This window comes from Mycobacterium sp. (assembly GCF_004298145.1).
Lineage (GTDB): Bacteria > Actinomycetota > Actinomycetes > Mycobacteriales > Mycobacteriaceae > Mycobacterium.
Genome location: NZ_SCRH01000030.1, coordinates 153003 through 166207, shown reverse-complemented (window position 1 = coordinate 166207; position 13205 = coordinate 153003). Strand labels below are relative to the sequence as shown.

General features: G+C 68.6%; 10 protein-coding genes. 4 read left to right on the top strand and 6 right to left on the bottom strand.

Translation table 11 applies throughout. The features are described from left to right. Positions 1-19: 19 nt before the first annotated feature. Positions 20-1189, top strand: a complete 1170-nt coding sequence (locus EPN51_RS11235) for a YbhN family protein (RefSeq protein WP_293042068.1) — start codon at positions 20-22, stop codon at positions 1187-1189. Positions 1190-1192: 3 nt separating this feature from the next. On the opposite strand, the gene EPN51_RS11230 is transcribed toward EPN51_RS11235, so the two are convergent. Next, positions 1193-1732 (bottom strand): hemophore, encoded by a 540-nt coding sequence (locus EPN51_RS11230; protein ID WP_293042066.1) that lies wholly within the window; start codon positions 1730-1732, stop codon positions 1193-1195. A gap of 342 nt (positions 1733-2074) precedes the next feature. Between EPN51_RS11230 and EPN51_RS11225 the strand changes: the two genes are divergently transcribed. After that, a complete protein-coding gene (locus EPN51_RS11225) occupies positions 2075-5131 on the top strand; it encodes an MMPL family transporter (RefSeq protein ID WP_293042063.1) in 3057 nt (1018 codons plus the stop codon). Continuing rightward, positions 5128-5664, top strand: a complete 537-nt coding sequence (locus EPN51_RS11220) for an XRE family transcriptional regulator (protein ID WP_293042060.1) — start codon at positions 5128-5130, stop codon at positions 5662-5664. The genes EPN51_RS11225 and EPN51_RS11220 overlap by 4 nt, the downstream gene beginning before the upstream one ends. 3 nt (positions 5665-5667) lie before the next feature. On the opposite strand, the gene EPN51_RS11215 is transcribed toward EPN51_RS11220, so the two are convergent. Together EPN51_RS11215 and EPN51_RS11210 are read right to left on the bottom strand one after the other, a co-directional pair. Then, the gene (locus EPN51_RS11215; protein WP_293042057.1) at positions 5668-6351 is read right to left on the bottom strand and encodes a hypothetical protein; all 684 of its coding nucleotides are present in this window, start codon (positions 6349-6351) and stop codon (positions 5668-5670) included. Continuing rightward, a complete protein-coding gene (locus EPN51_RS11210; protein WP_293042054.1) occupies positions 6348-7025 on the bottom strand; it encodes a hypothetical protein in 678 nt (225 codons plus the stop codon). Before EPN51_RS11210 ends, EPN51_RS11215 begins: the two co-directional genes overlap by 4 nt. Before the next feature lie 41 nt (positions 7026-7066). On the opposite strand from EPN51_RS11210, the gene EPN51_RS11205 reads away from it, so the two are divergent. Beyond that, complete coding sequence (locus EPN51_RS11205) at positions 7067-9067, top strand: M13 family metallopeptidase (protein WP_293042051.1); 2001 nt, start codon at positions 7067-7069, stop codon at positions 9065-9067. On the opposite strand, the gene EPN51_RS11200 is transcribed toward EPN51_RS11205, so the two are convergent. The 3 genes from EPN51_RS11200 to EPN51_RS11190 all read right to left on the bottom strand — a co-directional run bounded on the left by EPN51_RS11200 (position 9051) and on the right by EPN51_RS11190 (position 13146). Further along, positions 9051-11303 (bottom strand): molybdopterin-dependent oxidoreductase, encoded by a 2253-nt coding sequence (locus EPN51_RS11200; RefSeq protein ID WP_293042048.1) that lies wholly within the window; start codon positions 11301-11303, stop codon positions 9051-9053. The genes EPN51_RS11205 and EPN51_RS11200 overlap by 17 nt on opposite strands. After that, on the bottom strand, positions 11300-11914 hold the full coding sequence (locus EPN51_RS11195) for a TetR/AcrR family transcriptional regulator (RefSeq protein WP_293042045.1): 615 nt from the start codon (positions 11912-11914) through the stop codon (positions 11300-11302). The genes EPN51_RS11200 and EPN51_RS11195 overlap by 4 nt, the downstream gene beginning before the upstream one ends. A gap of 173 nt (positions 11915-12087) precedes the next feature. Continuing rightward, on the bottom strand, positions 12088-13146 hold the full coding sequence (locus tag EPN51_RS11190; RefSeq protein ID WP_293042042.1) for a L,D-transpeptidase: 1059 nt from the start codon (positions 13144-13146) through the stop codon (positions 12088-12090). Positions 13147-13205 lie beyond the last annotated feature (59 nt).

Below are 13205 nucleotides of genomic sequence, written 5' to 3'. Positions count from 1 at the left end.
CACCGTTACCCTAAACCACGTGTCGCACGACGCGCCCGCCCGCAATCTCGACTTCCCGCGCGAACAAACCCCGCGCGGGAAGTACTGGTGGGTGCGGTGGGTCATCCTCGGCATGGTTGCCAGCGTGCTTGCCGTCGAGGTTTCGCTGGGCTGGGATCAGCTGGCCAAAGCCTGGATGAGCCTGTACGAGGCGAACTGGTGGTGGTTGCTCGCGTCGGTGGTGGCTGCGGCCGCGTCGATGCACAGCTTTGCTCAGATCCAGCGAACCTTGCTCAAGTCGGCCGGGGTGCACGTCAAGCAATTGCGCTCGGAGGCCGCGTTCTATGCCGCCAACTCGCTGAGCACCACGCTGCCCGGCGGACCCGTGCTGTCGGCGACCTTCCTGTTCCGCCAGCAGCGGCTCTGGGGAGCCTCGACGGTGGTGGCGTCGTGGCAGCTGGTGATGTCCGGCGTGCTGCAGGCGGTGGGATTGGCTTTGCTCGGGTTGGGCGGGGCTTTCCTGCTGGGCGCGAAGAACAACCCGTTCTCGTTGCTGTTCACCCTCGGTGGCTTCGTCGCGCTGCTGCTCCTGGCGCAGGCGGTGGCGTCGCGGCCGGAGCTGATCGAGGGCATCGGCAGCCGGGTTCTGGCGTGGGTCAACTCGGTTCGCGGCAGGCCGGCGGACACCGGCCGGGACAAGTGGCGCGAGACACTCATGCAGCTCGAATCGGTCAGCCTGGGCCGGCGCGACCTGGGGGTGGCGTTCGGGTGGTCGATGTTCAACTGGATCGCCGACGTCGCCTGCCTCGGCTTCGCCGCCTACGCCGCCGGGGACCACGCGTCGGTGGCCGGGCTGACGGTGGCCTACGCGGCCGCCCGCGCGGTCGGCACCATCCCGCTGATGCCCGGTGGCCTGCTGGTCGTCGAGGCGGTGCTGGTGCCGGGGCTGGTCTCGAGTGGGATGTCGCTGTCGAGCGCGATCTCGGCCATGCTGATCTACCGGCTGATCAGCTGGCTGCTCATCGCCGCGGTCGGCTGGGTGGTGTTCTTCTTCGTGTTCCGCACCGAGAACGTCGCGGACTCGGACGACGATCCGATCACGGGTCCGCTGCCCATCGTGCAGCTGCCGAGCGATCCGTCCGCCGACCCGACCGATGCCGCCCTGCAGGGGCCGTTACCGCCCGACCGGAATCCGGAAATCGACGACTAGCAACTAGCCGATGGTGTTGCCGCGCGGCGGGCCCGGGAGCGGGTTGGTCACGACGGGAGGAGCCGGCTGCGGCGCGGCGTGCGAGCCGCCCGTCCCGCCCAGCGGCGAGGCGCCCGCGGGGTTACCGGGCAACGCGCCGGCCGCGCCTTGGGCCTGCTGCATCATGCCCATCGCCTGGGGGATCGAAATCGGCAGCTTGCACTGCAGCGACAGGTTCGTCAGCGGCTGCGCGATCGACGTCATATCGCCGGCGACCTTGGGGTTGGCGTCGAAGTAGGACTTCAGCCCGTTCAACGACTGCGGCCCGGCCTGCTGCTGCAGCATCGAGGTCATCGTCTGGTTGGTCTCCGGGTGCGAATCCAGGTAGTCACCCATCGACTTGGAGACCGAACCGATCGTCCGGGCGACCTCGCTGGCCGCGCACGGGTCGTTGGCGCCGGTCGCCGGCGGCCCGGCGAGCACCGCGAGGGCGGCGCCGGGCACGGTGGCGGCGATGAGCCCGGCGAAGATTCTGCGACGCCGTCCAGCGCTGCCTGTCGTCATGGGTAACTCCTTACAGTTTGCGGCGGCCCGCCAAAAGTCGGCGCCTCGCAAACGGCTGCAATACACGGCCCCACGATCGCCGCGTTCCCCCGCATCCCCCGGGGCCCCGCTGGGCCAACCGACATCCTGCCATCGCCGATATCACCCCTGCCAGCCCGGAACTGCGTATGTGACCGACATCCCGCGTGATCACCGGTTCACAACGACTTCGCAGCGTCTTGGCAACGACGCTGTCACCGCAGCTCAGGAACTAGATAAGCCCACATAAAGCACAGCTTGCTGCGGTATCGTCGCCTGCACGCGTTACGCGAGAACCGGGGAGCGAGAAAAATCCAGCAGTTAATGATGCGCCTCAGCCGCAGCCTGCGTAAGTACCGCTGGTTGGTCTTCACAGGCTGGTTGCTGGCATTGGTTCCGGCGGTCTACCTGGCGCTGACGCAGTCCGGCAACCTCACCGGCGGTGGTTTCGACGTGGCCGGATCCCAGTCGTTGGCGGTGCACGACAAACTCGAGGAGCTCTACCACGACCAGGGCGGATCGTCGCTGGCGCTGGTGGCCGCCCCTCGCGCCGACGCCAGCTACCAGGACATGAACGACGCGGTGGCACAGCTGAGGCGACTCACCGACGAGGTCCCGGGCACCGCGGAGATCCCCAACCCGACCCAGCGTCCACCGCAGCCCGACCGGCCGTACGTGCTGTCGGTGCGGCTGGATTCCCGTAACACCAGCGACGTCGCCAAGAAGCTGCGCACGAAGGTCGGCATCAAGGGCGATCAACCCGGGCAGACCGCGAATGGGCGGGTCCGGCTCTACGTCATCGGGCAGGGCGCGCTGAGCGCGGCCGCGGCCGCCAACACCAAGCACGACATCGCCGCCGCCGAGAAGTGGAATCTGCCGGTCATCCTGATCGTCCTGCTCGCCGTGTTCGGGTCACTGGCCGCCGCGGCGATCCCCCTCGCGCTGGGCGTCTGCACGGTCGTGGTGACCATGGGCCTGGTTTACCTGCTGTCCGCGTACACCACGATGTCGGTGTTCGTCACCTCGACGGTGTCCATGTTCGGAATCGCTCTCGCCGTGGACTATTCGCTGTTCATCTTGATGCGCTTCCGGGAGGAACTGCGGACCGGGCGCCAGCCCCGCGAGGCCGTCGACGCCGCGATGGCCACCTCCGGGCTGGCCGTGGTGTTGTCCGGGGCGACCGTCATCGCCTCCCTCACCGGGATCTACGTGATCAACACCCCGGCCCTGAAATCGATGGCCACCGGCGCGATCCTGGCCGTCGCGGTGGCGATGTTGACCTCGACGACCCTGACGCCGGCGGCGCTGGCCACGTTCGGGCGGGCGGCCGCCAAGCGGTCGGGCTTCCTGCACTGGTCGCGGCGGCCCGAAAGCACCCAGTCGCGGTTCTGGAACCGGTGGATCGGGTGGGTGATGCACCGACCGTGGATGTCCGCGCTGGGGGCATCGTTTGTGCTGCTCGTCATGGCCGCGCCGGCGGCATCAATGGTGTTGGGCAACAGCCTGTTACGTCAGTTCGACTCGTCCCACGAAATCCGCGCCGGGGTCGGTGCGGCGGCCCAGGCGCTCGGTCCGGGCGCGCTGGGCCCGATCCGGGTGCTGATCGACTTCCCCGACGGCGGCGCGGCCTCGCCCGAACACAGCCACACCGTCGGCGCGGTCCGCCAGCGGATGACGCAGGCACCCAACATCGTGTCGGTGTCGCCGCCCCAGTTCGCCGAGGACAACGGCAGCGCGCTGCTGTCCGCCGTGTTGTCGGTGGACCCCGAGGACATGCGCGCCCGCCAAACCGTGGGCTGGATGCGCGCCGAGCTACCGAAGGTCCCCGCGGCGGGAACGGCACGCGTCGACGTCGGCGGCCCGACCGCGCTGATCAAAGACTTCGACGACCGGGTGTCGGCGACCGAACCGTTGGTGCTGGGCTTCGTCGCGCTGATCGCGTTCGTGATGCTGTTGGTCTCCATCCACTCGGTGTTCCTGGCGCTCAAGGGCGTCCTGATGACGTTGCTGTCGGTCGCGGCCGCCTACGGCAGCCTGGTGATGGTGTTCCAGTGGGGGTGGCTGAAGGATCTCGGCTTCGCCCAGATCAGCTCGATCGACAGCACCGTTCCCCCGCTGGTGCTCGCGATGACCTTCGGGTTGTCGATGGACTACGAGATCTTCCTGCTCACCCGCATCCGGGAGCGGTTCCTGCATTCCGGTAACACCCGTGATGCGGTGGCGTACGGCGTCAGCACCAGCGCCCGAACCATCACCAGCGCGGCGCTGATCATGATCGCGGTGTTCGTCGGCTTCGCGTTCGCCGGCATGCCGCTGGTGGCCGAGATCGGTGTGGCGTGCGCGGTCGCGATCGCGGTGGACGCCACCGTGGTGCGGCTGGTGATGGTTCCGGCGTTGATGGCGATGTTCGCCCAGTGGAACTGGTGGCTGCCGGCGTGGCTGTCCCGCGTTCTGCCGTCCGTCGACTTCGACAGGCCGCTGCCGGAGGTCGACCTCGGCGACGTCGTGGTCATCCCCGACGACATCTCGGCGCTGGTGGCGCCCAATGCCGACCTGCGGATGGTGCTCAAGTCCGCGGCCAAGCTCAGGCACCTGGCACCCGACGCCATCTGTGTGACCGATCCGCTGGCCTTCAGTGGCTGCGGGCACAACGCCGGCCAGACGTCGGCGGGCCCTGACGACGACCGGACCCGCGGCCGGGGGCCCGGGCAGATCCCGCACCAGGTCGCCCTGAGCGAGGCGAAGCTCGCGGTCGGGGTGGCCCCGGGTGAGAAGAAGACCACCACCAACGGCCATACCAATGGTTCGTCGGGAGCCAAGAAGCTGGTCGGCGGCCTGACGTCGCGCAACGGCATCGCCAAAGCCATCGCCGGGACGGGCCGGCCGGTTCATCCGGTGACGCTGTGGCGGGGTCGGCTCTCGGTCGCGATCGACGCGCTCGAGACGGACCCGGACGCCGAGCAGGCGGGGGCCACCGACCGGCCGAAATACGCGCGGCGCAGCCCGGTGGAGACCACCAACGTGCAGCTGCCCACCGGCGACCGGTTGCTGGTCCCGACCGGCGCGGAGACCCTGCGTCTCAAGGGCTACCTGATCATGTGCCGTAACAGTCGCCGCGATTATGCCGACTTTGCAGACATGGTCGATTCGTTGGAGCCCGAGACCGCGGCGGTGGTGCTCGCCGGAATGGACAGGTATTACTGTTGTGGATCATCCAGGCGGCAATGGATCGCCACCCAGTTGGTCCGTCGACTCGCAGATCCCGATCCGTGCGACTACCCGGAAGAGCAGGGGCCGGAAGCCGACGCCAACTCGGACTGGGAGGGGATCAGGGAGCGCTGCCTGTCCGTGGCGGTGGCGATGCTGGAGGAGGCGAGGTGACGTTGGCACCCGACCGACGCCCCCCACCGCCGCCCCGCCGGCCGGCCGCTGAGCAGCGCAACCGCGGCAACGCGCCATCCGGATCCGTTCCGGACCTCGACCAGCCGGTGGAGTTCTGGCCGACCGCCGCCATCCGTTCCGCCCTGCAGGGCGGTGACATCGCCACCTGGAAGCGCATCGCCGGCGCGTTGAAGCGCGACCCGTACGGGCGCACCGCCCGCCAGGTCGAAGAGGTCCTCGCAGGCACCCGGCCCTACGGCATCGCCAAGGCGCTGTGGGAGGTGCTCGAGCGCGCCCGCATCCACCTGGACGCCAACGAGCGCGCCGAGGTGGCTCGCCACGTGCGGCTGCTGATCGACCGATCGGGCCTGGCCCAGCAGGAATTCGCGTCCCGCATCGGGGTCAGCACCGAGGAGCTGGGCGGCTATCTCGACGGCAGCACCAGCCCGACGGCCGCGCTGATGATCCGGATCCGCCGATTGTCGGATCGGTTCGTCAAGGTGAACTCCGGTCGCTCGGCCGAATCCAACTGATCGTCATCTGATCGGCAGCACGTCGGCGACGAGCCAGTCGCTGCCGCGCTTGGTCAGCGTCACCCGCAGGGCGGGCGCCGCCTGGCTGGGCGGTTGTCCCGGCGCACTCTGTGTCACGCGCAGGATCACCGCCACGCTGGCCGCTGACGGCCCGAGGGCCTCGACGCCGGCCGACACCGTGGCGGCTTGGGCGGTGACGTTGTGCTGGCCCAGCTCGGCGCTGGACTTGGTGTACTGCTCCTTGAACGCGTCGGCGTGCTCGGGGACGACCATGGCCGTGGCCCGGTCGATGGAATCGGTCGGGGCGGCGGGGCTGAACGACGCCATGGCCTCCGCCATGCCGGTGGCCATCCGCACGACCTTGCGGGTGTCATCGGTGAAGTCGCGGTCCGTCTTCGTCCAGTGCGTGTACCCGGTCGCGACGGCCGCCGCCAGGGCGGCCGTGCACAGCAGGACAACCGCCAACCGCAGCCCCGGTGCGTCGTCGTCGGTGCCGAGGCTGACCGAATCGCGGTGCAGCAGCCAGAAGTTGACGCCGACCCCCTCCACGATCAGCAGGACCAGCACCGAGCAGGCCGACACCCACCACAGTGGCCAGCCGAGCACCACCCCGATGGCCAGCAACGCGGCGATCGCGGCCAGTGGGGCCGCGATGTCGAAGGCGAAGAGCCGCCAGATGTTTCTCATCGGATCGAAGCCAGCCCGGAGATCATCAGCTTGCCGTCCACGTCGGAGACGTCCAGCCGCAGGCTCCAGTGCACAGTCTGCGGCTTGGCGCCGACGTTTTCGCTGACCGACGTGGCGACCAGCATGACCGAATCGGTTCGGCTGGCGAACGGCGGCAACTTGGTGGTCACTATCTCTCTTGGAGGCCGTGCCCCCTCCGGCCGGGGGTCCAGGTCACGGTGCACGGTTTCGATCGCCACGGCGTCGATCCGCCCGATGCTCTTGGACTGCAGTTTCTCCACCACAGCCCGGTAGGGCTGCACGGCGGCGTCGAAGTCGGCGTTGAGCTCGCCGACCGTGCCGTCGTGCAGCCGCTGCAGGCTGGCGGCGACGTTGGCGCTGTTCATGTTGATCAGCACATTCGTCCACTCGGCGGCGGTCTGCATGACGCGGCTCAGATGGCCGCGTTCGGCGATCTGGTCGCGGTGGCCGGACCAGATGAAGACGCCGAGCACCACCGCGGCCACCGACAGCGCGCCGAGAACCGTTGAGGCGACGCCGTAATGGGAGAGGATCCCGCCGCCGGACTCGGGGCCCGATTCGGGGCCGTCGGCGTTCGAGTCCGTGTCGTCGTCGGGGTCGACGTCAACGGAATCTTCTTCGGCTCCTGGCTCGGTTCGCTCGCCCTCGGACATGGCCCGATCGTTGCACCCGGGAAAGATGGAAGGATGGCGGGGTGACGAATACGGCCATCCGCTCGGGCATCGACCTGAGCTTTGTCGATGACAGCATCCGCCCCCAAGACGACCTGTTCGGCCACGTCAACGGCCGCTGGCTGGCCGAATACGAGATACCGGCGGACCGGGCCACCGACGGGGCCTTCCGGCAGCTGTACGACCGCGCCGAGGAGCAGGTGCGTGACCTCATCGTCGAGTCCAGCCAGCAGGGTTCGGCCACCGCCGACGCCGACGCGCAACGCATCGGCGACCTCTATGCCAGCTTCCTCGACGAAAAGACGGTGGAGCACCGCGGCGTGCGGCCGCTGCTCGACGAGATGGCGGCGATCGACGACGCCGTCGATGCGGACGCGCTGGCCACCGCCCTGGGCGCCCTGCAGCGCACCGGCGTGGGCGGCGGCGTCGGGATGTATGTGGACACCGACGCCAAGAACTCGGCCCGTTACCTGGTGCACTTCACCCAGTCCGGGCTCGGGTTGCCCGACGAGTCCTACTACCGCGACGAGCAGCACGCCGAGGTGCTTCAGGCCTATCCCGGACACATCGCGCGGATGTTCGGCCTGGTGTATCGGGGGGCATCCCCCGGGGAACTGGAAGCCCACACCCGGACCGCCGAGCGCATCGTCGCGCTGGAGACCAAACTCGCCGAGGCGCACTGGGATGTGGTCAAACGCCGCGATGCCGACCTCACCTACAACCTGCGCACGTTCGACCAATTGCGCGACGAGTCGGTGGGCTTCGACTGGGTCGCCTGGGCCGCCGCGCTCGGCACCGGCGCCGACGCGTTCGCGGAGGTCGTTGTGCGCCAACCGGATTACATCCGGGCATTCGCCGAGCTGTGGCGCAACGAAGACCTCGAGGTGTGGAAGAGCTGGGCGCGGTGGCGGCTGATCCGCGCCCGCGCCTCCTGGCTGACCGACGACCTGGTGGCCGCGGACTTCGACTTCTACGGCCGCCGGCTGACCGGCACCGAGCAGATCCGGGACCGGTGGAAGCGGGCGGTGTCGCTGGTCGAGAGCCTGATGGGCGATGCCGTCGGAAAGCTTTACGTGCAGCGGTATTTCCCGCCCGACGCCAAGGCCCGCATCGATGAGCTGGTGAGCAATCTGCGTGCGGCCTACCGGATGAGCATCAACGACCTGGAGTGGATGACGCCGCGGACCCGGGAGCGCGCGCTGGCCAAGCTGGATAAGTTCACCGCCAAGGTCGGCTACCCGGCGAAATGGCGGGACTACTCCGCGCTGGTGATTGACCGCAGCGACCTCTACGGCAACTACCGACGCGGGTACGCCGTCAACCACGACCGTGAGTTGGCCAAGCTGGGCGGCCCGGTGGACAAAGACGAGTGGTTCATGACCCCGCAGACGGTCAACGCGTACTACAACCCCGGGATGAACGAGATCGTGTTCCCGGCGGCCATTTTGCAGCCGCCGTTCTTCGACGCCGAGGCCGACGACGCCGCCAACTACGGCGGTATCGGCGCGGTGATCGGGCACGAGATCGGCCACGGCTTCGACGACCAGGGCGCCAAGTACGACGGTGACGGAAACCTGGTCGACTGGTGGACCGATGCCGATCGGACCGAATTCGGCTCCCGCACAAGGGCTCTCATCGAGCAGTACGACACGTATACGCCGCGGGGGTTAACGGGTGGCCACCACGTGAACGGCGCGTTCACCGTCGGGGAGAACATCGGCGATCTGGGCGGGTTGTCGATCGCGCTGCTGGCCTACCAGTTGTCGCTGAACGGGCGGCCCGCTCCCGTCATCGACGGCCTGACCGGCGTGCAGCGCGTGTTTTACGGCTGGGCCCAGGTGTGGCGCACCAAATCCCGTGACGCCGAAGCGATCCGGCGCCTTGCGGTGGATCCACACTCGCCACCGGAGTTCCGCTGCAATGGCGTGCTGCGCAACATGGACGCGTTCTATGACGCCTTCGACGGCGCCGACACCGGTGCGCTGTTCCTGGAGCCGCACAGCCGGGTCAAGATCTGGAACTGATGCCGGCGGGCACCGGGGCGGCCTCGATGCGCGCCGGCACGTGTTTGTGCCACGGCGTGCCGGCGTAGGGGTCGCGCCATTCGGTCGAGGTGAGCGTGTTCGGGGCGACACCGGGAACGACGGTGTGGCCGTCGTCGTCGATGTAATCGAGCCCAAAACCGTTGGGCAGAGCGGCATGACCGGCGAGCATGGTCTCGGTGATCTCGACGGTGGCCTCGGCGCTGCCGGCCGCGGTGCTGATTCGCGCCCGGCGTCCGTCGACCAGACCGAGGGCCTGCGCGTCTTCGACGCTGACCCGCAGCGCGCCCTCGGCGTCGCGTTTGCGCCAGGACGGGTCGCGGAAGATGTCGTTGGCGGTGTAGGCGCGCCGCTCCCCCACCGACAGCACGATCGGGAAATCCGGGGTGGTCAGCTCGGACGGGGCGCGCGTCAGCGCCCTCAATTCGTCGAGCATCGACGGGATTTCCAGCGCGATCTTGTGGTCGGAGTGGCTGATCAACGCGAAGTCGTCCGCGTAGTTGTGGACGGTGAACGTCACCCCCGAGGGGTTGTCCAGGATCGCATCGAACAGCGCGTTGCCGTCGGCGTGACCGGCGCGCCGCACGGCGTCCGGGTAGCTCATCGCGGTCTTCTGGGCCAGCCCCCACAGCGCGGCCGCACCGCGCAGCCCGTCCGGCAGTGTGGGCCCGAGCGTCTCGTAGAGCACATACGGAAGCAGCTGCGCCACCGTCGGATTGGCCGCAACGGCGGTGAGGAACGCCTCGGCGTACGCCGGGAGTCCGCGCTGGGCGGCGTCGGACAGCGGCCGCAGCTCCGCGTCGTCGACCACACCGAGCGCCCGCACCAGCCGGGCCCAGATCTCGGGCTCGGGCAGTGTTCCCGGCAGGGGCTCCAGCAGCGGGCGGCGCAGCTGGAAAGTGTTGTGCGGGAATTCCAGGTTGAAGAAGGTGGCCTCCGGCTTCTCGAATTGGGACGCGGCCGGTAGCACGTAGTGGGCGAGCCTGGCGGTCTCGGTCATCGCGACGTCGATGACCACCATCAGTTCCAGCGCCTGGAACGCTTCGCGGCAGGCGGCCGAATTGGCCAGTGAATGAGCGGGATTGCTGCTCTCCACGATCATCGCCCGGAAGCGGTCCGGGTGGTCGGTCAGGATTTCCTCGGGAACCACATTGCTGGGCACCAGCCCGGAGATGATGGGAGCGCCGGTGACGGGTGTGCGGCCGGAGAACTGGCCGAACAGCGGCGCGAACGACGAATGCAGGTGTTGGCCACCCTTTTTCGCGAAGTTGCCGGTGAGGACCCACAGCAGCTTGTTCAGGTAGGAGCACAGCGTGCTGTTGGGCGCCTGTTGCACGCCGAGATCCTCGAAGACCGACACGCTCGCGGCGGTGCCGACACGCCGGGCCGCCGCGCGCAGCAGTTCCTCGTCGACCCCGCAGCGCTGCGCGTAGTCGGCCACCGCAACCTCGCGCAACGCGTCGCGGACGGTGTCGGCGCCGCGCACGCGCTCGGCGAGAAACGTCTCGTCGCATAGGTTTTCCTGGACGAGGACGGCGGCAAGCGCCGCCAGGCACCACGCGTCGGTACCGGGCCGCACGCGCAGGTGGAAGTCGGACATCTTGGCCGTGTCGGTGACGACGGGATCGATGACGATCATCGACCGGGCCGGATCTTTGGCGATCTCGTTGAGCACCACCCGGGCGCGCGGAAAGCTCTGCGACATCCACGGGTTCTTGCCGACGAACACCGCCACCTCGGTGTGCTCGAACTCGCCCCTGGTGTGGCCGCCGTACAACTGCCCGTCTACCCAGGCTTCACCGGTTTTCTCCTGCGCCAACGCATTCGAGCGGTAGCGCGAGCCCAGCGCCTTCAGGAAGGCGCCGCTGTACGCCCCGCCCAGGTGGTTGCCCTGCCCGCCGCCACCGTAGTAGAAGATCTTGTCCCCGCCGTAGGTGTCGCGAATGTGTGTGAACCCCTCGGCGATCTCCACGATCGCGGTGTCCCAATCGATTTCCTCGTAGCTGCCGTCGCCGCGGCGGCGCAGCGGGGTCCGCAGCCGGGTGCGGTTGTTCTGATAGTGGTCCAGCCGCAACGCTTTGTTGCAGGTGTAGCCCTGCGATGCCGGGTGCGCCTTGTCGCCGCGGATGCGGGCCAGCCGGCGATCGTCGACTTGAACCACGATGCCGCAGTTGCATTCGCACAGGATGCATGCGCTGGATTGCCATTCACCGGTCATTGCGGGACATCCTCTCCGGTCACCTGATAGGCCCCCAGGTGGGACGGGGTCGCCGACAGCAGCTCGCGCACCTGACGGCGGACGACGTCGAGGGGCATCAGGTCGCGGCGCACCCGCGCCAGAACAATCGCGCCCTCGAGCGCGGTGGTGGCCAGGACCGCCAAGTCGCCCGCCCGTTCCCGGGCCATCCCGTCGGCGATGAAGCGCTGTGCGATCAGGTCGGTCCAGCGGTCGAACACCGCCGCCGCGCGCTCGACGACGGGCGCCATGCGGTCGGCGTTGTCCGGCTCGCCCGCCTCCACGGACACGGCCACGATGGGGCAGCCGGCGCGGAAATCGCTGTCGAGCAACTGCCCACGGTATTGGTCGATCAGGGTGTCGATCAGCTGCAGGCCGTCGGAGGCCTCGGCGATGATCGCGGCGACATGGTCGCCGGCGTAGTCCACCGCCTCGCAGAGCAGTTGCGTGCGGCCGCCCGGGAAGTAGTGGTAGGCCGATCCGCGCGGGGCGCCGCTGTGCTCGAGGACGTCCGAGATGGCGGTCGCATGCGCGCCACGCTCCCTGATTAGGAGCGCGGCCGAGACGACCATCCGTTCACGTGGACCGCGCATCGCCGCTCCTCAGGGCCAGGTCTATATATGATGCTATACATAATCGCCCGGCCCGCGAAAGCCCACGCGGCGGATATCTGGCGAGCAGACACAGAATCGCCCGATTCCGGCACGGAATGGGCGATTCTGCTGGGGGTGCCTCCCGCCTGCGGGGGACCGCTGGCGGCAGAAGGTCAGTTCATCCAGTCGGCGGAGCCGTCGTTCTTCTTGTAGTTGCCGCCGCTGGAGTTCTTCACGATGATCGGGTCTCCCGCACCGAAGTTGTCGTAGAACCACTTCGCGTTCGAAGGGCTGATGTTGATGCAGCCGTGGCTGACATCGCGCTTGCCCTGGTCGTCCACCGACCAGGGAGCGCTGTGCACGAAGTCGCCGACGTTGTCGAACCGGACGGCCTGCTCGACGGTGACCTTGTAGCCGTACGTCGAGTTGACCGGAACCCCATAGGTGGACGAGTCCATCACCACCGAGGGCATCTTTTCCTGCACGTAGTAAGTGCCGTTGGGGGTTTGGTGATTGCCGGCCGACATGCCCATCGACATCGGGATCGTCTTCTCGACTGTGCCGTTGCGGGTGACCGTCAGTTGATGCGTGGCGTCGTCGGCCGTGGCCACCAGCGTGTCTCCGGTCCGGAAGCTCGACACGGTCCCCCCCGCGTCGACCGTCACCGCGGTGTGGGCGGGCCAGAAGCTCGTCGGCCGCCAGCGCAGCTGGGTCGGGGTCATCCAATAGAACTTGCCCGGCACCGCCGGGGCCGACGAGATGTGCACGGCGCCTTCCGCGGCGCCGGAGTCGTCGACCCGTCCGGGGAAATTGATGATGATCGGCTGGGCAACACCCACCGTCGAGCCGTTGGCGGGCAGGATCTTCGGCGGGCCGAACGGCGCCGTGCCGGTGAACGGGGCCGGATTCTGCCCGGCCGCCGAGGCCGCGGCGGGTTGCGCCATCGGGGGAGCCCACGGCGGCGCGGCCTGCGGGTCCGGCGGAGGCGGCGGCGCCAACGGGTCGGGCGGAGATGGCGGCGCCAACGGGTCGGGCGGAGGCGGCGGCGCCAGCGGATCCGGCGGGCCGGGCGGTGCGGCGACCGCGCCCGGGTCGGCCGGAGCCGGGTCCGGATCCGCCAGTGCGGGAGCCGCGGTCAACACCAGCGCCAGGCTCAGCACAATCGCCAATCCGGCGCCGTTCAGAGCGGCGAACAAACCCCTCCCGGTCCAGGCTTTCGTCCAGCCCGACATACGCATACCTCCACTCGACTTCTCGACACAGTCTGGCATAGGGGGCACGCCAGCTACCG

What these genes read in the sequence shown, in the direction of transcription:
- EPN51_RS11195 (WP_293042045.1), bottom strand. Translation starts at nt 11,914, where the DNA reads ATGCGCGGTCCACGTGAACGGATGGTCGTCTCGGCCGCGCTCCTAATC.
- EPN51_RS11210 (WP_293042054.1), bottom strand. Translation starts at nt 7,025, where the DNA reads ATGTCCGAGGGCGAGCGAACCGAGCCAGGAGCCGAAGAAGATTCCGTT.
- EPN51_RS11200 (WP_293042048.1), bottom strand. Translation starts at nt 11,303, where the DNA reads ATGACCGGTGAATGGCAATCCAGCGCATGCATCCTGTGCGAATGCAAC.
- EPN51_RS11215 (WP_293042057.1), bottom strand. Translation starts at nt 6,351, where the DNA reads ATGAGAAACATCTGGCGGCTCTTCGCCTTCGACATCGCGGCCCCACTG.
- EPN51_RS11225 (WP_293042063.1), top strand. Translation starts at nt 2,075, where the DNA reads ATGATGCGCCTCAGCCGCAGCCTGCGTAAGTACCGCTGGTTGGTCTTC.
- EPN51_RS11190 (WP_293042042.1), bottom strand. Translation starts at nt 13,146, where the DNA reads ATGTCGGGCTGGACGAAAGCCTGGACCGGGAGGGGTTTGTTCGCCGCT.
- EPN51_RS11230 (WP_293042066.1), bottom strand. Translation starts at nt 1,732, where the DNA reads ATGACGACAGGCAGCGCTGGACGGCGTCGCAGAATCTTCGCCGGGCTC.